Source organism: Lysinibacillus halotolerans, from assembly GCF_003711845.1.
In the GTDB taxonomy this organism is placed as follows: Bacteria; Bacillota; Bacilli; order Bacillales_A; family Planococcaceae; genus Ureibacillus; species Ureibacillus halotolerans.
Genome location: NZ_RHLQ01000008.1, coordinates 63,292 through 88,049, shown reverse-complemented (window position 1 = coordinate 88,049; position 24,758 = coordinate 63,292). Strand labels below are relative to the sequence as shown.

Sequence of the window (24,758 nt, the reverse complement as noted above, 5' to 3'; positions counted from 1 at the left end):
TTTCTTCTCCAAAGAAATCACCTCTATACGCTCCTAACTCTATGAAGTTAGGATTATTTTCATATAAAAGTGGCTCACTTTTCAACTGCGATGGTGGCTCAGTTTTAGCTTATCAAATACAAATCTGAGAGGAAGAGGTCTGTTCGATAATTAGAATGATCTCCACAATTTCAAATCGAAGGATTTTTTAGAAAATGTTATAGATAAATAAGATAGAAGTAAATAGGTGGATATAAATGGAACTAAAACAAATTATGGATAAACATTATAGCAGTCTTTCTTTAACACCAGATTTTTACCGTCAATGGAATATGGGAATACATCTTGAGTTAGGAAATGATATTTATCAGTTTGATGATAATAATCGTATTAACATCGACATGTTTCATGCGGTGTATAAACAAGTATCTGAGATTGTTCCTATACTTTTCAGCAAAACAGATGACGTCTTATTGGTAGTAAATGCATATCCAAAAGAAACAAACAAAGTAGTTTATCCTAATTTTTTCAAACGTTTTGTAAAGGAACAAAAATTAAAGTATTCTTTACGGTTACATGAATTCCAATCGCAATATGATGAAGATCATTTATTTGTTCAGCAAATGACATTGTACTGTAAAGTATCCGATTTAAAGCTAGAATACCTTTTGAAAACAATAATTCATGAGGATTTCCAATCTCTACAACCTCGATTAAGAAGAACTCATTGCGTTTTCGCGCCTGATGTTTTTTTAATAAATGTTCAAACGAAGTGTATTTTCCACCTTTATGATGATAGAGGATGTGAAATGATTAACGCTGATAAAAATATACACGAAAAACTACTAGAAACTTTTAGCGGTTGGGATTTGCATGCTAAACCATAACTTTTAATAAGCTCCAAAAAATCATCCTCTCCGAATAGGATGATTTTTTGGAACATATTGGAAATTTATGTTAAAATTGTGGAAATTCGGTTCTTTTATAAGCGGTATATTATATCTTGATCCAAATAGCATGTAAAAATATAGTATAAAGAAGGTGTTGAGATAATTTGTTTATCATTAAAGAGGATTTTGGGACATTTATTAAAAAGTATCCCATAACAGTACTAATAGTTGGAGTTTGTTCTCTTTTAACTATTCTAATTACAATGATGGGGGGCTATACAGAAAAAAATGTAGTGCTTTTAGGAGCATACGATAGAGATTTAATCCATAACGGACAATTTTGGCGGCTTCTTACATGTTCAGTTGGTCATATGAGTTATCCGCATTTTTTTCTTAATATTGTTTCTATTATACTGTTTTCATGGCCGCTTGAACGAACTTTAGGCAAAGTGAAATTCGTACTATGTTATCTATTTACGAGTATATTTACCACCATCTTCATACATTTTTTCTCTAATATTGATTATGTTGCAGGCTCTTCTGGATTCGGTTATGGCTTATTGGGTATGTACATTTATTTATCTCTAAAGTTTAGAAATCAATTTTATAAGAGGGATAGGCAGTTTATCTTTATGTTCGTAGCCATTGGTTTTATGATGACCTTATTAATACCATCCGTAAGTTTTTCAGGTCATCTTGGCGGATTCATTGGGGGGATCATTTTCGCTGCTTTAGTGTTTAAAAAGGAACAGCAAGTATTATTTTCTACATAACTGTAGTCTCACAGTTGTAATGAGAACGAGACATTAGAAAATGTATTAAAACAAACGGGCGCTTTCTCTTACAAAGTGATACCCGAATAGTAGATACTTAAAAAAAGTACCTATTCGGGTGTTGTTTAATTCGAATTCACTTAAATTATTTTAATTAAGATAGTTTCCATGCGGGTATTAAAGAGTGGAAATTAAAAAAGAAGCTCATAATAACATGTAATATTGAATAAATAGCTAACGTTAACAAATATGTCTTTAACCATGTTTTCACAGATTCTCTTAAGAATACAAAAAGCAATATCATTCCAACTGGGAAAGGTACTAAGATAATAAGCCACATAGGTGCCTTTAAGGCTTCAGTAATTGCACCTAATGATACTACCGAGGTACCAATAATAAAAGCATGAAAAACTGATAATCTATTCTTAAGTAATAAGCTACCGATTAAGTAAGATAAAGAAGTCAATACTATTGCTAAAACAAAGTCTAAATAATATTCCACTGGTACACTCCTTTTTAAATAGTGATTTTTGTTTGAATATTTTTTATTCTACCATTATTAAGAAATAGAAAAGTAAATTTTTTGTAAATATTTAACATCAAATAATGATGACAATTATTTGGAAATATATGTTAAAGTTTAAGCCGATTGAGTAGCCATTCCAATTGAAGAGTGGGGGAGAAATGTGAGAAATTGTCTCTCTATTTCTATCATTCTCATAGTATTTTTAGTATTAACTGGATGTAATCATAATTCCGTAGATAAAATTAAAGTGGATTCTTTCGATATTAGTTTGGGGCAGAGTTTATACAGTGGAGATAAAAAAGTAGAGAATGAAACTGTTCAGTCATTAGTTGATGCATACAATAGCATAGAATATATTGGACAAACCAACGAACAAATTAATTTTAGAAAAGCAATAACTATCACATTTGTTCTTAATGATCAGATATCAGGAACTTTAGTGATTGATGATAAGGGGATTTTTCACCTAAATGATAGTGTTGGAAATTATCAAATTGATCCAAATAATGAGATATATGAATTAGCTATGCAAGTATATAACGATTTGAAGCAAGAATACTCGAATTTTTAAGTACCAATTCATTTGTATTGTTGTTATTAATAATTAGATTAATATTTTTTCTAAATCTTCAAAAATTTATTTGACATTTTTTTTTGAAGCGCTTACTATGAAAATAGTTATTAGACATTAGAAAATTAGTTATTAGACGTTATTTAGAAAAATGAAAAGAGTTGTTCATATGGCACTAAGTAAAGATCGCCGTATTGGGAAACACGCCATCTTACTTTTGCTCTCTGAAGATTCAAGTGAACATGTGGCAATGCTCGAGCAGTTGAATTGGAAGAGTTGTACGGGAAAAGTTGGAGCAATGGATACGCATAAAGTCGTTGCTGCAATTGAAACAGCGGCAAAGAAAAATGGAGTGATTAATCCGGACCTTTATCGGGAATCACACGCATTATATCATGCGATAATTGAAGCGTTAAATGGGATAACGAGAGGTCAAGTACAGATAGGATCTGTCCTTAGAACAGTTGGTTTATCATTTGCTGTTTTACGTGGAAACCCATATGAAAATGAGCAAGAGGGAGAATGGGTTGCCGTTTCTTTATACGGAACAATTGGAGCGCCGGTTAAAGGCTCCGAACATGAAACAATTGGTTTAGGCATTAATCACATATAATTTGCCCATAGTATTTAGTTAATAGGGGGCTATATCAAGAAATCATTTTTAGCGATTTCTTTGATATAGTCCCCTTTTCTATTGTTACAACAGTGATCGAAGGGAGAAAAATAAATGGTTACATTAAATGGTCAAACACTTACTTTTTCTGATGTACGAAAGGTTTTATTTGAAGGAGAAAAAGTGGTTTATTCGGAAGAGAGCATGAGAAAGGTTCAGGAAAGTCGTAAAGCGGTTGAAAAAATCGTTTCTGAAGAGCGGATTGTTTACGGTATTACAACAGGTTTTGGGAAATTCAGTGATGTACTGATAGATAAAAAGGATGTTGAAGCGCTACAGCTCAATTTAATTCGTTCCCACGCTTGCGGGGTAGGAGAACCGTTTCCAGAGGTTGTATCGCGTGCGATGATTCTCCTTCGAGCAAATGCATTATTAAAAGGTTTTTCAGGTGTACGACCTGTTGTCATTGAAAGATTGCTAGAGTTATTAAACGCTGGAATTCATCCAGTAATACCTCAGCAAGGATCATTAGGTGCTAGTGGTGATTTAGCGCCGCTTTCACATTTGGCCTTAGTGTTAATCGGTGAAGGAGAAGTCTTTTATAAAGGCGAGAGAATATCTGCAATCGAGGCATTAAAGAAAGAAACTATTTTGCCGATCACTTTAACGGCTAAAGAAGGTTTAGCACTTATTAATGGTACTCAAGCAATGACTGCAATGGGAGTTGTTGCATACTTGGAAGCAGAAAAACTAGCTTATCAATCGGAACTTATTGCATCCATTACAATCGAAGGCTTACGGGGAATTATTGATGCCTTTGATGAAGATATTCATTTAGCACGTGGCTATAGAGAGCAAGTAGAGGTGGCAGAGCGCATTCGTGGTTATTTATCAAATAGCTCTTTAATAACAAAGCAGGGAGAACTTCGTGTTCAGGATGCATATTCAATCCGTTGTATTCCTCAAGTACATGGGGCTACATGGCAAACATTAAACTATGTGAAAGAAAAATTAGAAATAGAAATGAATGCTGCAACGGATAATCCATTAATTTTTGATAACGGAGAAAAAGTGTTATCAGGAGGTAATTTCCACGGCCAGCCAATTGCATTTGCGATGGATTTTTTAGCAATTGCCATCGCGGAACTTGCGAATATTTCAGAACGCCGAATCGAACGACTGGTAAATCCTCAATTAAATGATTTACCGCCGTTTTTAAGTCCTGAACCAGGATTACAATCAGGTGCAATGATTATGCAGTATGTCGCAGCCTCCCTTGTCTCTGAAAATAAAACATTGGCACACCCAGCAAGTGTTGATTCAATTCCTTCATCAGCAAATCAAGAGGATCATGTAAGTATGGGGACAATTGGAGCACGCCATGCCTATCAAGTCATTACAAATACTCGTCGCGTGTTAGCAATTGAAGCTATTTGCGGTTTACAGGCTGCAGAAATTCGTGGGAAAGATCAGATGGCTTCTGCTACCCGAGAAGTGTTAGAGAATGCTAGAAAAATTGTTCCGTATATTAATGCAGACCGAGTATTTTCGAAAGATATTGAAGGAATGAATGACTGGTTAAAAAATGGTTCCTTTCAATTTAAGAGAAGTAAAGCATTGATTTAGATAGATTAAGTTCAGGATGGGTTATTAAGATCACAATTAATAGGAGGGAAATACTATGAGCGAGACAACAAACAGAATTACACGTTTTAGAGGTGAAAAATTAAATACGAAAGGTTGGCAACAAGAAGCAGTACTTCGTATGTTAATGAATAATTTAGATCCAGATGTGGCAGAAAGACCGGAAGATTTAGTTGTATATGGAGGAATCGGAAAAGCCGCGCGAAATTGGGAGTCTTTTGATGCGATTGTGAAATCAATCAAAGTTCTTGAGAATAATGAAACGTTGCTTATACAATCTGGCAAACCAGTGGCAATCTTTAAAACCCATACGGATGCACCGCGTGTTCTCCTGGCAAATTCTAATATTGTACCTGCTTATGCAAATTGGGAAACGTTCCATGAGCTAGATCAAAAAGGATTGATGATGTATGGACAAATGACGGCAGGTAGCTGGATTTATATCGGATCGCAAGGAATCGTCCAAGGAACGTATGAAACATTTGCGGAGCTAGCGAAGCAACATTTCAATAATACACTTAAAGGTACTATTACAGTTACTGCAGGTTTAGGCGGAATGGGGGGTGCACAGCCGCTAGCTGTAACAATGAATGGTGGTGTATGTATAGCGATTGAAGTAGATGAAACAAGAATTGACAGACGAATTGAAACTCGCTACACAGATGTTAAAGCGTATAACTTAGAAGAAGCGATTCAGTTGGCTGAACAAGCAAAAAAAGAGGGGAAACCATTATCAATCGGTTTATTAGGTAACGCTTCAGAAATTTTACCTGAGATGATTGCGAGAAACTTTATCCCTGATGCATTAACAGATCAAACTTCCGCCCATGATCCGCTAAATGGTTATGTTCCATCAGGAATGACCCTTGATGAAGCGGCTGCTTTACGAAGCTCGAACCCAGAACAATATATAAAACTATCGAAAACATCGATGGCAACCCATGTAAAAGCGATGCTTGAAATGATGGAAAAGGGAGCAATTACCTTTGACTACGGAAACAATATTCGTCAAGTTGCGAAAGATGAAGGGGTAGAGAATGCATTTGATTTCCCTGGATTTGTTCCAGCCTATATTCGACCACAATTTTGTGAAGGAAAAGGACCGTTCCGCTGGGTAGCATTGTCAGGAGATCCGGAAGATATTTATAAAACAGATGAAGCTATTTTACGTGAGTTTAGTGATAACAAGCATTTATGTAACTGGATTCGTATGGCACAAGAAAAAATACAGTTCCAAGGCCTGCCTTCACGAATTTGTTGGTTAGGATATGGCGAACGTGCCCGTTTTGGAAAAATTATTAACGACATGGTTGCCAGCGGTGAGCTAAAAGCACCTGTTGTGATCGGTCGTGACCATTTAGATTCTGGCTCTGTTGCGTCACCAAATCGTGAAACAGAAGCGATGAAAGACGGTTCGGATGTTGTAGCAGATTGGCCAATTTTAAATGCAATGTTAAACGCAGTTGGCGGAGCTACTTGGGTTTCCGTCCATCACGGTGGTGGTGTAGGAATGGGATACTCTTTACATGCGGGAGTTGTAATTGTAGCAGATGGAACGAAAGAAGCAGAGGCACGCATTGAACGAGTATTAACAACAGACCCGGGTATGGGTGTCGTACGTCATGCGGATGCTGGATATGAACTTGCAAAGAAAACAGCCCGTGAGAATGGTATTAAGATGCCGATGCTTGATAAAGGGGACGATCAGTAATGACACGACCTATTTGGATTAAGCATGCAGCACAATTAGTGACACTTGCTTCTGATGAAAAGGGACCGCGCACGAAAGAAGCGATGTCTGACTTAGGTTTAATCGAAGACGGTAGCTTGTGGATTGAGGATGGAATCATTCAAGCTGTGGGGTCAACGAAAGAACTTGAAAAACATTATTCGGAAAGAATTCATGAAGCAGAAATTGTTGATGCCACGAACCATTTAGTCACTCCTGGATTAGTGGACCCCCATACCCATGTTGTTTATGGGGGAAGTCGTGAACATGAATTTGAAATGCGTCTTCAAGGTGCAACGTATATGGATATTATGAACGCTGGTGGAGGAATCCACGCAACAACCCGTATGACAAGAGAAGCGTCAGAAGAGGAACTAATTGAACAAACAACATGTCGTCTCGACTCCTTTTTAGCCCATGGTGTAACAACAGTTGAAGGGAAAAGCGGTTACGGGATGAATTTAGAAACAGAGCTTAAACAATTGCGAGTAATGAAAAGGCTTCAGGAGCAGCATGTTATTGATATCGTTCCTACTTTTATGGGTGCTCATGCGGTACCGCCTGAATATAAAGGGAGGGAAGATGAAATTGTCGATTATTTGATCCATGACATGTTGCCTGTCGTTGCGGAGCAAAAGCTGGCCGAATTTAATGATGTGTTTTGTGAAAAAGGTGTTTATACACCAGAACAATCAGAGCGGATTTTAGAAGCAGGAAAACGGTATGGTTTAATTCCGAAAATCCATGCAGATGAAATCGAGCCTTATGGAGGAGCAGAATTAGCTGCAAAAATAGGGGCTATTTCAGCAGAGCATTTGTTAAAAGCATCAGAAGAAGGGATAAAAGCGATGGCGAAGTCTGGAACTATCGCTTGTCTACTTCCAGCGACAGCTTTGTATTTACGTGAAGAGGCAGCTTTAGGAAGAAAAATGATTGACGAAGGAGTGGCAGTGGCGATTTCTACTGACTGCAATCCAGGGTCGTCACCAACAACCTCAATGCCACTTGTTATGAATTTGGCTTGTATTTCTATGCGTCTTACACCTGCCGAAGCGTTAACAGCAGCAACTTATAATGCAGCTTGTGCAATCAACAGGCAAGAACAAGTTGGATCCCTTGAGGTTGGAAAGCAAGCAGATATCGTGTTATGGAAAACGAAAAGTTATCAGGAACTTCAATATTTATTTGGTGTAAACCATGTGAAGTCTGTATGGAAAAAAGGTGTGAAGGTGGTTTAAGATGAGCAAGCATTGGCTTCAAGAACCTGAATGGTCATGGAATCACCCAGTGGAAAATCAACCAACGTTTGTACATCACTGGGTTCAGCAGCTTAAAAACATAAAACAAACACCCGATATGATTCTCTACGGTGCACCTATTTCGAGATCTTCCATTAGTGTATCTGGGGCTTCATTATACCCGTCAGAGTTTCGCCGGGCATGGAAAGGATTTGCCACATACAATTTGGACGAAAATGTGGATTTAACTGATTACCTGATTGCAGATGCTGGAGATGTAGCAATGCATATGACTGATATACCTTTGTCTCATCAACGGATTCAGGATGCCACTACTTACTTAGCAAAACATTATTCAAGTACAACAACATGTATGATTGGTGGTGATCATTCAACAACGGCATGTGCGGTTCGTGGGCTTAAGGAAGCTTTTTTAAATGAAACAATTGGAATTTTACAGCTTGATACCCATTTAGATGTAAGGGATCCGAAAGAATTGGGACCAGCAAACGGAACGCCAATTAGGCAATTAATAGATGGAAATGTTGTTAAAGGAGAAAATATCATTAACATTGGTTTACATGGCTATTTCAATGCAAAGCCATTGATTGATTATGCAAACTTACACAATATTCAAATGGTGACATTAAACCAAGCTCGCAAACGAGGGCTAATCAATATACTTCAAGAAGCCCTCGAGCAATTATCAGCGAAAGTAGATCGAATTTACGTAACAGTTGATATGGACGTACTAGATATATCAGTTGCTCCAGGTGTACCAGCCTCCACTCCAGGAGGTATGACATCTGTTGAACTGTTTGATAGTTTACTTGAAATCGGAAAACATCCTTCTGTTCAACATGTTGATTTTGTTTGTTTAGATCCTAGCAAAGATTCAGTAGTTGCTGAAACAGTTAAGACCGGTGTTTATGCATGGTTACAATTTGTTACAGGGCGTGTATTACAGTTAAAATAACTTAGTACTATTTTTATGATTGTGTATATAGTTTCTACTAAGGTTTATTTAGCCACAATTGGCGCATTTCTTTTAGAAATGCGTCTTTTTCCGTTTAAGAACCAGATTATAAAATAACTCCAAAAATTATATTGTATATAACTTAAAGTATCTAGTAAAGATTATGAAAAAATGTATAGAACGAGTTTCCTTTTAGAGTTTTTCTTTCATTATGGAGAATCTACGATAGTTCTTCTTTACAATTATTTATCTGTTCTTTACACGAAGAACAAACACACTTAAAAATATATTCGTAAATTATTAGTTGTATACAACTTAAATACAAGAAGGGGTGAAAATAATTATTAATCATACTTTTAAGTAGACTAAAAGGAATTTAGTAGGGTGTTAAAGGTTTAATGAGTGGAGTTTAAAAATTTTTAAAGTTCTAACAAATTCTAAGGATTCCATTAATAATTGTTAAAACATTTCTAAAAAGGAGATAAACGAAAAGATGAAAAGCTTATCAAAATTCTTTTTAACAGTAGGACTTGTAACCACTTTGGCAGCGTGTGGGAATGGAGGAAGTTCATCATCATCATCTGCATTGGATGATAAAGCAAACAAGGGTTGGCCTGAAGAACTGACATTAGTTCAAATGCCAAATGAAAACAATCCAAATGCAGCTTCCATGTATACAGCATTGAGAGATCATCTTTCCGAAGAATTAGGAATTGAAGTGAAAGAGTTTGAAGGTGGTAGTTACGCTGTTGGAATTGAAGCACTAGCAAGTGGAAATTTAGATATTATGCTAGCTAGTCCGATGAGTTATTACCAAGCCAACCAAAAAGCTGGAGCGGAGTTGTTAGTAACTCCTCAGGTAGAGGGTTATGAATATTATACAGCGTTTATTACAAAGAAGGATAATGAAGAAATTAACAATATGGAGGATTTAAAAGGAAAGAACTTTGCATTCGTAAATGCGGCTTCTTCGTCAGGTTACTTGTATCCAAAAGGAACGCTAGTTCAAGAGTTTGATTTAGATCCAGATCTATTAGAACAATCTGGCTACTTTTTTGAGAATGTTACTTTTTCAGAATTCCACGCGAATAGCGTAATGGGTGTACTGATGGGGGACTTTGACGCAGCGGCAGTAGCGATTGGTCAAATGGATAGTATGATTCAGGCAGGTACAATTAAGGAAGATGACTTTAAAATTATTGGGCGAACACAGAATATTCCAGATGCTTCTTATATTATACGCGAGGATTTACCTGAAGATTTTAAAGAGGCTATAAGAGAGGCGTTTGTTTCTTTTGAAGATGAACAATATTTTGAAGCAGTTCATAATGATCCAAATGCTCGCTTTGTAGAGACTGAACAAACTTATTATGATCCTACAATTGAAATGCTTGATGCCATTAATGCGTTAGAGGATGAGAAATAATGAAACCATTACTATCGATAAAAAATTTAGTTAAGGTCTATGGTAAAGAAACTCGTGCCTTGAATGGAATTACTTTAGATTTTTTCCCGGGTGAATTTATTGTTATTATCGGTCCGTCAGGGGCAGGAAAATCCACGTTTATCCGCAGTATCAATCGACTTGTAGATCCTACCAAAGGGGAAATTATTTTCGATGGGCAGCATATGGAGAAATTGAGTGGGCGAAAATTAAGAAAAGAACGTTCTAAAATAGGGATGATTTTTCAACATTATAATTTAGTTGGCAGAACAAATGTAATAAAAAATGTTCTTCATGGCCAATTAAGTAATATTCCTTTATATAAGAGTTTGTTAGGGCTTTATCACCATGAAGATAAGAAAGAAGCAGTTGAGCTTTTAAAAAAAGTGGGATTAGAAGACCAAATTTATAAACGGGCGGATGAGCTTTCCGGTGGTCAAATGCAGCGGGTTGGAATTTGTCGAGCGATTTTACAGAGACCTAAGTTATTACTTGCTGATGAACCGATTGCATCATTGGACCCGCTCTCAGCTAATATAGTGATGCAGCAGCTTCATACAATTTCTCAAGAAAAGAAATTGACATGTATTGTGAATCTTCATCAAGTAGACTATGCCAAAAAATATGCCACACGAATTATTGAGATAAAAAAAGGATTAGTTGTATTTGATGGAGCACCATCCCAATTAACGGATTCAATCATTAAAGATATCTATGAAGGAAAAGAATCACAAATGAAGCTAAAGGGAGAAAGCGAAACCCATTTTGTTGAAAAAAGACAACCAAAACAATTGGCGGTGGGGCAGAACAATGAATAAGCAATTAATTCATAACATCCCTCTCAATCAAAGAGATTCTAAAAAAATCTTTGTATTTGTAGTAGTTTTTTTTACTCTATTGATATTATCCCTTGTATATTTAAAGATTTCATTTATAGAGATGCTTGTGGGATTACCAAGCTTTGTAATGTTTTTCTTTGAAAACTTCTTTCCTCCAAGTGTGGAGAATCTACAACAATATATTCCAGCGATGGTCGAAACGCTTGGTTATGCGGTAATATCAACATACATTTCTACGATTATTGCGTTTATTTTTGGAATATTAATCTCGGAGAATACCAATAAAATTAAATCATTACGAGTAATTACCCGTGGTTTTGTTTCGATTTTACGAAATATCCCTTTCATTATTTGGGGAGCTTTATTAGTTTATATTTTTGGTATAGGTGGGATTGTTGGGGTTTTGGCGTTGATTCTAGTAACAATTGGGTTTTTAAGTAAAAGTTATGCTGAATCAATCGATGAAATTTCTGGAGATAAGCTTGAGGCATTACGTGCTAATGGTTCATCTTATTTTCAAATCTTGTTTCATGGTGTGATTCCACAGTTTGTTCCTTCTTGGATTAATTGGACGTTATTTGCTTTTGAAATTAATGTCCGAGCGTCTGCAGTTTTAGGTATTGTTGGAGCAGGTGGTATTGGGGTTTTAATTGATACAAATATTAATTTGTTTAAATACGGCGAAGCAATTACCATTATTGCTGTATTCGTCATAATTATTTTATTAACAGAGTTCGTAACTAATTCAATTCGTAAACGATTCGTTTAAATAAAGTTAGGAGATTGAAAACACAATGGAGCACATTCGAGTCACTTCAAAAGGAAGTGTTGGCAAGTCGATTCTTCTTGTTCTTATATTGGGTGCTGTGTTTATTGCAGCTTTAATGCTTATCAACTTAGATATTCAAAAGTTTTTTGAACGGTTACACAATGTTCCCGATGTATTAAGTAGAATGATGGCGGTTGATTTTACAATTGTTCCTGATGCACTTTTGAATATTGTAACTAGCTTAGCATTGGCTTTGTTAACATTGGTTGTAGCTGTTTTTATAGCCATGTTTTTAAGTTTTTTAGCGGCATCGAATATTGCACCGAACCGCTTTGTATCCGTATTTATAAAATCCTTTTTTGCGATTGTTCGTTCTGTTCCTTCATTAGTATGGGGTTTAATGGTGATTGCGAGTCTAGGTTTTGGTAATGTATCAGGCTTTGTTACAATTTTGATTTCTGCGGTCGGCTATATAACGAAAACTTTTACAGGGAGTATTGAAGAGACGGGTAGCGAAATTATTGAAGCTATGAAATCTACAGGAGCTTCATGGTTCAAAATTGTTTATCACGGATTGATTCCGCTTTGTATTACTGCTTTTATTTCTTGGATCACTGTCTGCTTTGAATCCAATGTTTCTGAATCAATTGGTTTAGGAATTATTGGGGTAGGTGGGATTGGACTTTTATTGACACAAGCCATTAATACATATAACTATGCGCAAACAACTACTATTGTAATAATGATTTGTTTACTCATGGTTGTACTAGAACTAGTAATGACGAAAATAAAAAATAATATAAAAATTGGAAACAGTTGATTGTTGAAGGAGACTAATATGATGAAAAATGCAAAATTAAATTGGGTTCGATTGCCCATCGCTAGTCTAGAAAACTGTAGAGAGCTAGGTGGCTATAGCACAAAATTTGGGCAACAAACAAAATGGCATTCTTTTATTAGATCAAGTGATATGAGTAAGCTTACTCAAGAGGAAATAACTTTTTTAAAAGAATATGGGGTTAAAACCGTCATTGATCTTCGTGGGGAAGATGAAGTTGAGTTGCATAAAAATCCACTTGCAAATGCAGACTTTTGCCATTATTATAATATCCCCTTTATTACTGAAAGGGTATCGGATATTACGATATCTACAGAGAAGGTTTCAATGGGAGATTTTTATGTTGATTTATTAGAGCAAAAAAACACTTCATTGAAGGAAATTTTTAATACGATTGATCAGGCAGAAGAGGGCTGTATCGTCTTTCATTGCGCGGCAGGTAAAGATCGAACAGGTATCTTGGCCATGTTGCTATTAGGCATAGCAGGAGTAGAAAAGAAGGATATCGTTTCAAATTATGAAGTAACTTACTCTAATTTAGAGTCCATTCAACAAAAAGATAATCAATTTGGAAAGATTCCAAGGGAGTTCATGTATTCTAATCGAGACTACATTCTAAGAGCCTATGAGTATATTCTACATACTTATCAAAGTATTGATCAATTTTTAATGGAAAAAGGTGTGGAACAGGCTGTGATTAGTCGAGTGAAAAAACGTTTAATAGGTTTAGAGGAAACTGTTGCATTATAGAAAAGTTTAAAAGATTAGTGAAAGAAGTGTTAAGCACTTCTTTTTTCTTTATAGATATCAAAAACAACAAATTAATAATTTATAAATAACCATATTATGGTTTAAACAATCTAACTTTTATAAATCAATTATTATATAATAGATTTGTGTTATTTGTGTTACTTCCGATTTGAATTTGATGGAAGGGAACATATCCTTGCCGAAAACTGTAAGAATTATTGTGTGTATCAGTTGAAAGGAATTGTAAAAATGACCCAACACTCTCTTGTTGACATAGCTTATACGAAAATTCGTGAAAATTTAATTACTGCAAATTATATGCCAGGTACACTATTATCAGAAAATGCATTAGCAAAAGAACTAAATATGAGCCGAACCCCAATAAGAGGTGCGATCTCACGTTTAGAGTCTGAGGGATTTGTCACATCTATTAAAAATCGTGGGATTTTTGTGAAGGAAATCTCTATGAAAGAATTGTTAGACATCACGCAAGTAATCCTTTTTTTACAAGAGTTTACTGTAGATGAAGTTGAGGCAAGGGGGCTTTGCTTCGATCTTGAAAATTTGAAAATGTATTTAGACATGCAACTGGAAGCAGAAAAAAATGATGACTATTATCAGTATGTTCAATGCTCTATTCTTTTTACTCGATGTATGATTTTATCTGCAAACAATAAAATTATGCTAGAATTCATAGATTCGTTGAAAGATAAATGGATTCGAATGGCTATGGTTAATTGGAAATTGACACCTAATCAAAAGCATTATTCAGGAAATCAATTAAATAAGTCAATTTATGACGCTATTTGTTCACAGAATTATTCTAGCATTAAGCAAATTTGTAGAGACACATTTTTAAAAAACCGCGAACGAATTATAATGACCACAGCTTTTTAAATCCTTCTTGAATAATAATTGAAGTATGACTTTCTAGAATATTTTCAAAAGGATAGTTCGTATCTAATTTGTTTAAAATAATATTTCCCATAAAAAACCTCCAGATGTTTAGATTTTTGTTTAACATTTGGAGGTTTTATTTTTGGAATACTTAATAATAAAAGAATTTGGAATTTATCATAAACTAATAATTTACAAGTTTCAGCAATTGCGCTTTTATATGGCTATCTCCCGAAATTTACTAAATTGATCCATTCCAATATTACCGCCCGAAATGAAAAGAACTACTTTATCACTAGGATTCAATTTGATAGTACCTTGTAAGAAAGCGCCTAAAGTGATACATGAAGACATTTCAGCTAATAATTTTCCTTTTGTTAAAAATAACTTAGTGGCTTTAAGAATATTTTCTTCATCTTTATATTTTATTATTTATGTTTTGATTTTTTTAGATTTGAAGGTTTTCTTTATTTCCATCATCTGATATCGGATACTATTGTCTTTGTAAAAACTTTTACGGAGGATGATTAGGTTTATGAGGAAGTTTAACTGTAAATTCATTTCAATCTGAACGAAGAGAATAATAAAAATCTGGGTTAAAATTAGATCAACAATATATATACTTTCAACTAGAGGATGGATATGGAAAGCAATATCATTATTTTGTAATTTTACTTCTAAAATCTAAAGGCAAAATGAGTTGATTCATGTTATAATCTATAAGCATAAGGATTCTTCTTTTCGATATGGTTTTGTGTGGTAACTTAATTTTATCAGAAGAGGATCCTTATTTTATTGTAAAAAATTCAAAGCCGGTGAAATTTTACTCCTCGTAAAATTTCACCGGTTTTTTATTCAGAAGAGGGGTTTGTCCCAGCCTCTTTTTTATGTAAAGAACCGAAAATATTCATGTTTTACTTAATTACTATTATTTTTGACTAAAAGCAATTTTTAAACCGATTAGTGTAAATAAAGATCCTTGAATAATGTTAATTTTTTTAGCTATAGAATTGTTTTTACGAAGGAAATTTCCGACTTTACCTGCAAAGATGCTTATTAAAGAGAAGATTACTAAAGATTGGATTAAAAAAATGATTCCTAAGATAAGCATTTGAATCGGAACATTACCATTTTCATAGTGAATAAATTGTGGGAAAAAGGCTAGGAAAAACAATGAAACTTTTGGGTTTAATACGTTCATTATAATTCCTTTTTTATATAAGGATTTGTAGTTTAAATTATCTTCGTTATGAAGATTAAAATTCGAACTTTTTTCTCGAAATGACTTAAATGCTAAATATAATAAATATGCTGCGCCTGCATATTTCACTACCGTAAAAGCAAATGCAGATTGATAAATGACAGCCGATATTCCAATGGTTGCAGCTGTAATATGGACCAACAATCCTGTGCAAAGTCCTAGTGTAGTAAAAATTCCTGCATTTTTGCCTTTTGCAATACTCTGTGCCAAAGTAAACAGGTTATCTGGGCCAGGCATTAATGTAAGAACAATTGCAGCACCTAAAAAGGATAATACTGTTACAATGTCCATATTTATCCCTCCGTTTTTTAAAGTTAATTATATTATAGTCGTGTGAAATAATATACCCCATTTTTTAGTTATTGGGTATCAGGAAATGTTGGGAAGCTACAAAGGAAAAACATCGATAAAAAGAATACTACAGCAGTATGAATTCATATCATAATCAATAAGTATAAATAACTTAATATCAATTTCAGATAGAACGTTAGAATTATTTTTAAATTTTTAATAAAAAGTAATGAAAAAATTTTCAGAAAAATATTGTTTTCTAAGCTTATACTTGTTATCTTTAAATTACTTTAATCGTATTTCGTACTTATGTACGCAATACGTACATAAGGGAGGGTTTATATGGAAGCGCATACAAAGGATAAGGTGGCGGCGACTACAGTAGAAGCAGTACCAAATTTATTAACGCCCCCAGAAACTTTAGGACAAAAAATGAAACAAGTTGGACCGGGAATTGTTGTAGCAGCAACCGGGGTGGGTACTGCTGATTTAGTTACTTCAATTGTTATCGGCACTCAATTTGGTACAACTTTTATATGGGCAATATTAGTTGGCTCCATTTTAAAATACTTTTTAAATGAAGGAGTAGGAAGATGGCATCTAGCATCCGAACGCACGATGGTACAAGGATGGCATCAACTTGGTAAATGGGCTACTGGTTATTTTGGAATTTATTCTATCATTTGGGGATTTGTTTACGGAGCAACTGCTGCCTCGACTTCTGGTATGGCCATGCACGCCATATTCCCAAGCATACCATTATGGGCTTGGGCAGCACTTCATGCTGTTGCTGGATTTTTACTCGTTTGGTTTGGTAAGTACCAAGTAGTCGAAAAAGTGATGACGGTATTAATCGGTATCATGTTCCTTACAATTATCGGTACTGCTTTGTTGTTCCTACCAAGTTTCGGAGATTTTATAAGCGGCTTCGTTCCGCGCGTTCCGGATGGATCATTTATGTTAATGATGGGCTTAATAGGTGGTGTAGGTGGTACAATTACAATGGCTTCCTATGGTTATTGGTTAGCTGAAAAGAAATGGACAGGGCCAAAATGGGTTTCAACAATGCGCCTTGATTCGAAAGTTGCTTATACTTTAACTGGGATCTTTACAATTGCTGGCTTAATCATTGGTGCTGAATTTTTATTTGGGACAGATGTTAATTTACGGGGTGATCAAGGGCTTATTGATTTAGCTGGATTGTTAGGTCAAGAGTTTGGAGAACCGATGAAGTGGGTATTTCTAGGTGCCTTTTGGTCTGCAGCCTTTTCTTCCTTATTAGGAGTTTGGCATGGTGTTCCATATTTATTTGCTGATTTTGTTCAAACAATTCGTCAAAAGAAAGATGCACCACGTAAGCAAGTACATGAGACGGATAAAGCTTATCGTTTCTTCTTATTCTGGTTAACATTCCCACCAATGATTCTTTACTTCTTTGGTAAACCAGTAGAACTTGTTATTATATACGGTGCGCTAGGCTCGTTATTTATGCCGTTTTTAGCTATTTCTCTATTAATCTTATTAAATTCTAAAAAAATCGATGAACCATTACGTAATAAAGCATTACCAAATATCATTTTAGTTGCCTGCGTTGCAATGTTTGTCTATTTGGGTGCGAATGAATTAATTAACATCCTATTCGGTTAAAAGGAATCAGTAACTGTTCAATACAGTTGCTGATTTTTTAATGGACAAAATTTAGAATAATAGTTTCAATTCATTAGCACTTTTTATTATAAAAAATTTTGCTAATGGTAAATAATATGTTTCTTTCTTTTGAAAACTATTATATTATATCTAATATGTAGATAGGTTTTATCGAAAAAATAGATTAATTAATGAGGTCTTAAAAGGAGTATCATATTATGATGACGACAGAATTTCGTATTGAAAAAGATTTTCTAGGTGAAAAGGAAATACCGAAGGATGCTTATTATGGTGTTCAAACGATGAGAGCAGTCGAAAACTTTCCAATTACGGGTTATCGAATTCATCCGGAACTTATTAAATCTTTAGGTATCGTAAAAAAAGCTGCTGCACTAGCTAATATTGAAGTGGGTATGTTAAGTAAAGAAATTGGGCAATACATTATTCAAGCTTGTGATGAAGTGATTGAAGGGAAATGGAATGGCCAATTTATTGTAGATCCAATTCAAGGTGGAGCAGGTACGTCCATCAATATGAATGCAAACGAAGTAATTGCAAACCGCGCGTTAGAATTAATGGGAGAAGAAAAAGGAAACTATAAATTAATCAGTCCAAATAGTCATATTAATATGTCTCAATCGACAAATGATGCTTTCCCAACTGCAACACATATCGCCATATTAAGCTTAATGGACCAATTATTAGAAGCTACTAAAAAAATGCAAAAATCATTCGTTGCTAAATCGAAGGAATTTGCAGGTGTCATTAAAATGGGACGAACTCATTTACAAGATGCAGTGCCAATTCTATTAGGACAAGAATTTGAAGCATATAGTCGTGTTATTGCCCGTGACATTGATCGAATGTCTCTTTCAAGACATCATTTATATGAAGTGAATATGGGAGCAACAGCCGTTGGAACAGGGTTAAATGCGGATCCAACTTATATTGAAGCAGTCGTTCGAAATCTTAGTGAACTAAGTGGATTCCCATTAAAAGGTGCTGAACATTTAGTCGATGCGACACAAAATACGGATTGTTACACAGAAGTATCCGCTACATTAAAAGTGTGCATGATTAATATGTCTAAAATTGCAAATGACTTACGTTTAATGGCTTCTGGTCCAAGAGATGGTTTATTTGAAATCGAATTACCAGCTCGTCAACCAGGTTCATCGATTATGCCAGGTAAAGTAAATCCTGTAATGGCGGAAGTAGTTAACCAAGTGGCATTCCAAGTTATGGGGAACGATTTAACAATCTCAGCGGCATCTGAAGCAGGCCAATTTGAATTAAATGTAATGGAACCAGTGCTATTCTTCAATTTAATTCAATCGATTTCAATTATGAGTAACGTCTTTACTGTCTTTACTGAAAAATGTTTAGATGGTATTAAAGCGAACGAAGAACATTTAAAAGAATATGTTGAAAAAAGTGTCGGCATTATTACGGCAGTAAATCCTCATATTGGATATGAACTTGCTGCTCAAATTGCAAAAGAAGCGATTGCAACAGGTGCTTCTGTACGTGAACTTTGCTTAAAATCTGGTGCATTAACAGCTGAACAACTTGATATGATATTAGATCCTTATGAAATGACCCATCCTGGTATTGCAGGTGGCAAAACTTTAGTAAATAATTAAATTTCTAAAAGGAAATAATGCCTTTATATTGGATTTGGAGAAAGTATACCAAATATTCAATATAAAGGTTTTTTTTAAATTGCACGAATCGGAAATCTAGTTAGTATAAATACGTCACTAGTTTATGAAATATTAAAAATCCTGTATATTGTGAACTGAATCCCAATTGTTAGACAGTTGGAGGTACAGTTTTTATATGGCTTAATAATTACATAGAATGGAAGAGGTATTATTATTTCAAAATACTTTTTAAAGTCATTGAAATTTGAATTTTTAAACATCATTACTAGTTGTAAAGTATAGGGTGTTTTGGAAATAAATCGATGTAATAGTAATTAGAATGTTCACTTATCTGAATATTAGTTAAACATATTAAGTAATTAAATAATAGTTGCATCGTCCATAAAATTATAATAATATAGAGAATGTTTTCTATGCTTTTAAATCATCATGCGGATTTAGTTTTTAAGGAAGTTTAGTTTAAAACGATCGTTTAGTTAAATTATGTTGGTTATCAATCAGCGTTTAACACCATTAACTTGCGGAAATAGCTGAAATTATGATTTCTAGCATTAATTTTCGCAAAAGTGGTAGCGGTTTCATAATTCTTTTTATAATAAAGAATTATTTTGATGAACAATATAAGACCACTATTTTGATTTGGAGGAAAAAACTTGACAATTATTATAGGAATTTTAGGCATCCTTGTTTTAATCGGTATTTCGTGGGTGATGTCTAATGATAAAAAGAATATCAATTATCGCGCAGTTGGCATCATGTTAGCTGTACAACTTTTTTTAGCTTGGTTTATGCTGAATACTACAATTGGAAAAACGATTATACAAAAAATTGTAGATGTATTTAACAAAATCCTATCATTTGGACATGAGGGCATTTCATTTGTATTTGGTGACTTGTCACAAAAAGGTTATTTTTTCCTTGATGTTCTCATGATGATTATTTTTATCTCTGCGTTACTTTCAATTTTAACTTATACAAGAATTTTACCGTTAGCTATTAAATATATTGGTGGTTTTGTGGCAAAGATTACTGGACTACCAAAGGTTGAATCATTCGTAGCGGTTAATTCGATGGTATTCGGAGATACAACAGCCATTCTTTCTGTACAGTCACAAATACACAAACTTAGTCCAAATCGTTTGTTTATCGTTGCAACCTCGTCACTTGTAGCGGTATCATGTTCGACACTTGGAGCTTACTTGCAAATGATACCTGCTGAGTATGTATTGGTCGCTCTACCGATTAATGTTTTTTCAGGTTTAATTTTATCTTCCATCGTATGTCCAGTTACAAAAGAAGAAGATTACGATATTGATGTAAAAGAAATGATTCCTGAAAAGTCATTATTTGAAGCGATTGGTAATGGTACGATTATTGGTGGTAGAACAGCTCTTATTGTAGGTGCAATGTTAATTACGTATATGGCATTATTGGCATTGATCAACTTTGTTTTAGATGGAATAGTAGGTATGACTTTCCAAGAAATTGTAGGTTATATTTTCGCACCGATTGCCTTTATTATGGGTATACCAACGTCTGAAATTGTTGAAGCTGGTTCAATTATGGGTACTAAAGTAGCTGCTAATGAATTTGTAGCAATGCTTGACTTTGTGAAAATTTTCCCTGATATGTCTACAAAAGCAGTAGGAATTGTTTCTGCATACTTAATTTCATTTGCTAACTTTTCTTCTATTGGAATTATTTTAGGAACTGTTCAAGCAATAAATCATGACCAAGCTAGCCAGCTTTCCAAAGTTGGACTAAAAGTATTGTTAGTAGCAACAATGGGATCTATATTAACTGGAACAATTGTTGGACTATTTCTTTAAAGATTAATTTCACACGCACGTTGATTTGAAAATGTTTTTGTTAAAAGATATAAAATATCCGTCTTAGCATTTGTAATGAGTAGAAATTAGTTGGTAAATAGAAGTAGAAGGAATCCGCCAGTTTAAATTAGAATATATATTATATCAATTCTGTTGTTTACCATTACTATAGATTAAAATATTTACTAAATATGCGAAGTGAAAAATAGAAAGGAACAGACAAATACTGTCTGTTCCTTTTGCATGTGTATACAACTATTTTGAAATTTAAAGAAGGATAAAAGAACCGAGTTAGGATTTCTCCTAAGCGGTTCTTCCATTAGCGTTATAGAATGGATGCTTTTTTAGCGCTTTTTGGCCACAAAAAACCGATAAAGACACCGACTAGGGCTGGTAATATCCATCCAAGCCCAATATCGTAAAATGGTAAGTTATCCATGTAGAATGATTTAATCGAATCAAATAAAGGGATTGATGCACTTGGTAAACTGTCGATTAACGTCGTGTAACCATCGAAAAAGCTTACACAAAAAGTAAAGAACATGGCGGTTGCGTAAACACTTTGCTTATTGCCGAATAAAGAAGAACAAAGGGTTAATAAGATTAGAACAATCGCTAAAGGATACAATAACATTAATACGGGAACCGCATATTGAATAATATTGTTTAGACCGAAGTTAGCAATTAGAAATGACATGAGACATAAGATTAGAACAAATAGTTTATAACTTACTTTAGGACAAATCTGATTAAAAAACTCGCTGCAAGATGTGATTAATCCGATACTCGTTTTCAAACAAGCGAGTACAATAATGACAGCTAATAAAATAGAGCCAAGTGATCCGAAATAATGTTGAGCCACGGCAGAAAAAATCAAGCCTCCATTATCATATGTTCCGATAGCAGACACGCTTGATGCCCCCATATAGGTAATGAGTCCGTAAATAAGCACCATTAGCAACATGGCGAATATCCCTGATTTCCAAGTTGCTTTCGCAATCTCCTTTGAATCGGTGATGCCTTGTCCCTTTATTGCATTTATAACAACAATACCGAATGCGAGTGATGCAAGAGCATCCATCGTGTTATACCCTTCCTTAAAGCCTGTTATAAATGCCAAGTCACTATAATCACCAGTTGGATTATTGAAGTGACCCATTGGTTTGACAATGGCTATGACAATTAACATGAATAAAAATAGTAAAAAGGCAGGGGTTAAATATTTGCCGATATAATCGAGAATTTTTGCTGGATTTAACGAAAAGTAATAGACAATTGCAAAAAATACAAAGCTAAATAACCCAAGATATAAACTACTATGTACTGGATTAATATATGGTTCAAAACCAACCACAAATGGGACTGTTGCTGTTCGTGGGATTGCAAAAAACGGCCCAATGGTTAAGTAAAGTGCCACAGCGAATACGACTCCAAATAACGGATGTACCCGACTAGCTATATCTCGTAGCCCGTTACTCCCGGATAAACCTATTGCTAATATCCCCATAAAAGGTAATCCGATTGCGGTTATAAGAAACCCAATTAATGCCGGCCAAAAATTCGTGCCAGCTAGTTGGCCCATTTGGATCGGAAAAATTAAATTTCCCGCACCAAAGAACATACCGAACAACATCGTGCCGATAATAGCGTATGTAGAAAATGATAATTTTTGTTGCATACTTGTGCTCCTTCTAGATGAATTTGATTTTTTATTCTAACACCTTTTTTACGGATTAGCTATAGCAATAAAATAAACTTAAGAGAACTTTGATTATTGAAGAATTTAGCTTCTTAATGATTATCCTAATATTGGAGCTGTTAGAACTCGCAAATTGAATATGTAAAAATAGTACAAGTCCAATTATTGGTTTGTACTATTTTTTATTATATTTCTTTACTGAATGAGCAAATTAATAAAAAGTAAACGAAGCTCGGACATTCACCATTTTAAACCATCATTGCTATCCTCCAATAATTCACCCTATGGTCAAACCCAATTGATAGGAGTAAACATGAATGAAATTAAAACATTTAATTAATGCTCTTGAAGTTGATATAAAACCTGATATAGCAGATTTCCCAATTAAAGGAGTGGCAGATAATTCTGGAGACGTGTCAAAGGATTACCTATTTGTCGCTATTAGTGGTTTTACATCGAATGGCCATGATTATATTGATGATGCCGTTAAGCGGGGGGCTTCTGTCATTGTAGGTGAAAAGGATTTTCATTCTTTACCGGTACCTTATATAAAAGTCGCCAATAGTCGGAAGGCGTTAGGAATTATTGCAAGTCAATTTTATCAAGACCCATCAAAAAATAAAATAATGATTGGAATAACAGGCACAAATGGAAAAACGACCACTAGTTTTATGATCAAACATATTTTAGAAAGTAACGGTTACACATGTTCTTTATTCGGTACGATTCAAAATATGATAAACGGTGAAGTGTTGGACAGTAGAAATACCACTCCTGGTTCTTTAGTGTTGCAAAGGCTTTTATCAGAAAGTAATGATGAAATCGTCATAATGGAAGTTTCATCCCATGGCTTATCCCAATTTCGAACTGAAGGGATTACCTTTGATATTTGTCTTTTTACAAATCTTGACCATGAACATTTGGATTATCATGAATCGATGGAAGATTACTTTCAAACAAAGTTAATGTTATTCGACTATTTAAGAGAAAATGGACATGCCATTGTGAATACTGATAATGATTGGGGTAAAAAGTTAGTTGGCAAATTAAAGGAAAAAAAAATCCTTGTGCATACGTTGGGACAATCTGAAAGCAATCAATTTCAAATACTCGATTTAAATATTAAAAGTGCCACCCTTGTCCATGTAGCAGAAGAAAAGGAAATAATTGAAATTTCATCTCCTATGATAGGTGTCCACAATATGTATAATACGATAATGGCGTATATCACAGCTAAATTGTTAGGAATTAAAAAGGAGTTCATTATTCAAGCCATTCAACAATTTAAAGGAGTCAAAGGGAGATTTGAAATTATATCCTTACATAATCGAGCTACTGTGATAGTGGATTATGCTCATACAGCGGATGCAATCTATCATTGTTTAACGACTGCCAAAAAATATGGTGCAAAACGGATTATCCATATTTTTGGCTTTCGTGGAGATCGAGATGAAAGTAAGAGAGAAGGGATTATAAAAGTTTCCACTGAACTAAGTGACCAATTTATTTTAACTGTAGATGATTTGAATACAGTTCCTTTAAATGAAATGATGGACATCTTAAATCAACTAAATAACGATTATGGGAACAATAAAGGGATTGTATTACCCGATCGAACGGAAGCAATCAAGTGGGCTATTGAAAATAGTGAACAAGGTGATTGGATTATCATTACTGGAAAAGGACATGAACAGTACAAACAATCATTTCGTATACCTACTCATTCAGATAAAGAAACGGTTTTATATATCGAAAATAGAGAAAAAAGGAGTAGTATGTAAGAGGGAAGCAATTGAGCTTGCCTCTTTTTTATCATGAACACGCTATTCTAGAACTTTTTTATATTTTTGAACGTCATAGTACAAAATTTGATATTTCCATAATTTGAAAA

21 protein-coding genes are annotated in these 24,758 nt (G+C 34.4%); 18 read left to right on the top strand and 3 right to left on the bottom strand.

What is annotated here, in order from left to right:
• Positions 1–236 precede the first annotated feature (236 nt).
• Positions 237–866: a DUF3885 domain-containing protein gene (locus EC501_RS05155; RefSeq protein WP_122971229.1), complete on the top strand. Its 630-nt coding sequence runs from the start codon at positions 237–239 to the stop codon at positions 864–866.
• Positions 867–1,033: 167 nt separating this feature from the next.
• Positions 1,034–1,642 (top strand): rhomboid family intramembrane serine protease, encoded by a 609-nt coding sequence (locus EC501_RS05150; protein ID WP_122971228.1) that lies wholly within the window; start codon positions 1,034–1,036, stop codon positions 1,640–1,642.
• Between the two features lie 154 nt (positions 1,643–1,796).
• On the opposite strand, the gene EC501_RS05145 is transcribed toward EC501_RS05150, so the two are convergent.
• Positions 1,797–2,144, bottom strand: a complete 348-nt coding sequence (locus EC501_RS05145; RefSeq protein WP_122971227.1) for a hypothetical protein — start codon at positions 2,142–2,144, stop codon at positions 1,797–1,799.
• A 184-nt stretch (positions 2,145–2,328) separates the two neighbouring features.
• Here EC501_RS05145 and EC501_RS05140 point away from each other — a divergent pair, with 184 nt between their 5' ends.
• The 12 genes from EC501_RS05140 to EC501_RS05085 all read left to right on the top strand — a co-directional run bounded on the left by EC501_RS05140 (position 2,329) and on the right by EC501_RS05085 (position 14,476).
• A complete protein-coding gene (locus tag EC501_RS05140) occupies positions 2,329–2,739 on the top strand; it encodes a hypothetical protein (RefSeq protein WP_122971226.1) in 411 nt (136 codons plus the stop codon).
• Between the two features lie 169 nt (positions 2,740–2,908).
• Positions 2,909–3,352, top strand: coding sequence for a hut operon transcriptional regulator HutP (gene hutP / locus EC501_RS05135; protein ID WP_122971225.1), 444 nt, complete (start codon positions 2,909–2,911; stop codon positions 3,350–3,352).
• 114 nt (positions 3,353–3,466) lie between these two features.
• Complete coding sequence (hutH, locus tag EC501_RS05130; RefSeq protein ID WP_122971224.1) at positions 3,467–4,978, top strand: histidine ammonia-lyase; 1,512 nt, start codon at positions 3,467–3,469, stop codon at positions 4,976–4,978.
• Between the two features lie 55 nt (positions 4,979–5,033).
• A complete protein-coding gene (hutU, locus tag EC501_RS05125) occupies positions 5,034–6,707 on the top strand; it encodes a urocanate hydratase (protein ID WP_122971223.1) in 1,674 nt (557 codons plus the stop codon).
• The gene (hutI, locus tag EC501_RS05120) at positions 6,707–7,963 is read left to right on the top strand and encodes an imidazolonepropionase (RefSeq protein ID WP_122971222.1); all 1,257 of its coding nucleotides are present in this window, start codon (positions 6,707–6,709) and stop codon (positions 7,961–7,963) included. The genes hutU and hutI overlap by 1 nt, the downstream gene beginning before the upstream one ends.
• A gap of 1 nt (position 7,964) precedes the next feature.
• Positions 7,965–8,939: an agmatinase family protein gene (locus tag EC501_RS05115; protein ID WP_122971221.1), complete on the top strand. Its 975-nt coding sequence runs from the start codon at positions 7,965–7,967 to the stop codon at positions 8,937–8,939.
• Between the two features lie 493 nt (positions 8,940–9,432).
• Entirely contained in the window at positions 9,433–10,365 is a 933-nt protein-coding gene (locus tag EC501_RS05110) for a phosphate/phosphite/phosphonate ABC transporter substrate-binding protein (RefSeq protein ID WP_122971220.1), read from the top strand.
• Positions 10,365–11,201 (top strand): phosphonate ABC transporter ATP-binding protein, encoded by an 837-nt coding sequence (gene phnC, locus EC501_RS05105; RefSeq protein ID WP_206613372.1) that lies wholly within the window; start codon positions 10,365–10,367, stop codon positions 11,199–11,201. Before EC501_RS05110 ends, phnC begins: the two co-directional genes overlap by 1 nt.
• Positions 11,194–11,991, top strand: a complete 798-nt coding sequence (gene phnE, locus EC501_RS05100; protein ID WP_122971218.1) for a phosphonate ABC transporter, permease protein PhnE — start codon at positions 11,194–11,196, stop codon at positions 11,989–11,991. Before phnC ends, phnE begins: the two co-directional genes overlap by 8 nt.
• 25 nt (positions 11,992–12,016) lie before the next feature.
• Positions 12,017–12,811, top strand: a complete 795-nt coding sequence (locus EC501_RS05095) for a PhnE/PtxC family ABC transporter permease (protein WP_122971217.1) — start codon at positions 12,017–12,019, stop codon at positions 12,809–12,811.
• A gap of 21 nt (positions 12,812–12,832) precedes the next feature.
• A complete protein-coding gene (locus EC501_RS05090) occupies positions 12,833–13,579 on the top strand; it encodes a tyrosine-protein phosphatase (RefSeq protein WP_158599668.1) in 747 nt (248 codons plus the stop codon).
• Between the two features lie 249 nt (positions 13,580–13,828).
• The gene (locus EC501_RS05085) at positions 13,829–14,476 is read left to right on the top strand and encodes a GntR family transcriptional regulator (RefSeq protein ID WP_122971215.1); all 648 of its coding nucleotides are present in this window, start codon (positions 13,829–13,831) and stop codon (positions 14,474–14,476) included.
• Between the two features lie 928 nt (positions 14,477–15,404).
• On the opposite strand, the gene EC501_RS05080 is transcribed toward EC501_RS05085, so the two are convergent.
• Positions 15,405–16,028 (bottom strand): LysE family translocator, encoded by a 624-nt coding sequence (locus EC501_RS05080; protein WP_122971214.1) that lies wholly within the window; start codon positions 16,026–16,028, stop codon positions 15,405–15,407.
• Between the two features lie 342 nt (positions 16,029–16,370).
• Here EC501_RS05080 and EC501_RS05075 point away from each other — a divergent pair, with 342 nt between their 5' ends.
• From EC501_RS05075 to EC501_RS05065, 3 genes are all read left to right on the top strand, one after another.
• Positions 16,371–17,675, top strand: a complete 1,305-nt coding sequence (locus EC501_RS05075; protein ID WP_122971213.1) for an Nramp family divalent metal transporter — start codon at positions 16,371–16,373, stop codon at positions 17,673–17,675.
• A gap of 218 nt (positions 17,676–17,893) precedes the next feature.
• On the top strand, positions 17,894–19,318 hold the full coding sequence (gene aspA / locus EC501_RS05070) for an aspartate ammonia-lyase (protein WP_406927424.1): 1,425 nt from the start codon (positions 17,894–17,896) through the stop codon (positions 19,316–19,318).
• Between the two features lie 674 nt (positions 19,319–19,992).
• On the top strand, positions 19,993–21,168 hold the full coding sequence (locus EC501_RS05065; protein ID WP_122971211.1) for a NupC/NupG family nucleoside CNT transporter: 1,176 nt from the start codon (positions 19,993–19,995) through the stop codon (positions 21,166–21,168).
• Between the two features lie 325 nt (positions 21,169–21,493).
• On the opposite strand, the gene brnQ is transcribed toward EC501_RS05065, so the two are convergent.
• On the bottom strand, positions 21,494–22,846 hold the full coding sequence (gene brnQ, locus EC501_RS05060) for a branched-chain amino acid transport system II carrier protein (protein WP_122971210.1): 1,353 nt from the start codon (positions 22,844–22,846) through the stop codon (positions 21,494–21,496).
• A gap of 338 nt (positions 22,847–23,184) precedes the next feature.
• Here brnQ and EC501_RS05055 point away from each other — a divergent pair, with 338 nt between their 5' ends.
• Positions 23,185–24,648, top strand: a complete 1,464-nt coding sequence (locus EC501_RS05055) for a UDP-N-acetylmuramoyl-L-alanyl-D-glutamate--2,6-diaminopimelate ligase (RefSeq protein ID WP_122971209.1) — start codon at positions 23,185–23,187, stop codon at positions 24,646–24,648.
• Positions 24,649–24,758: the final 110 nt, after the last annotated feature.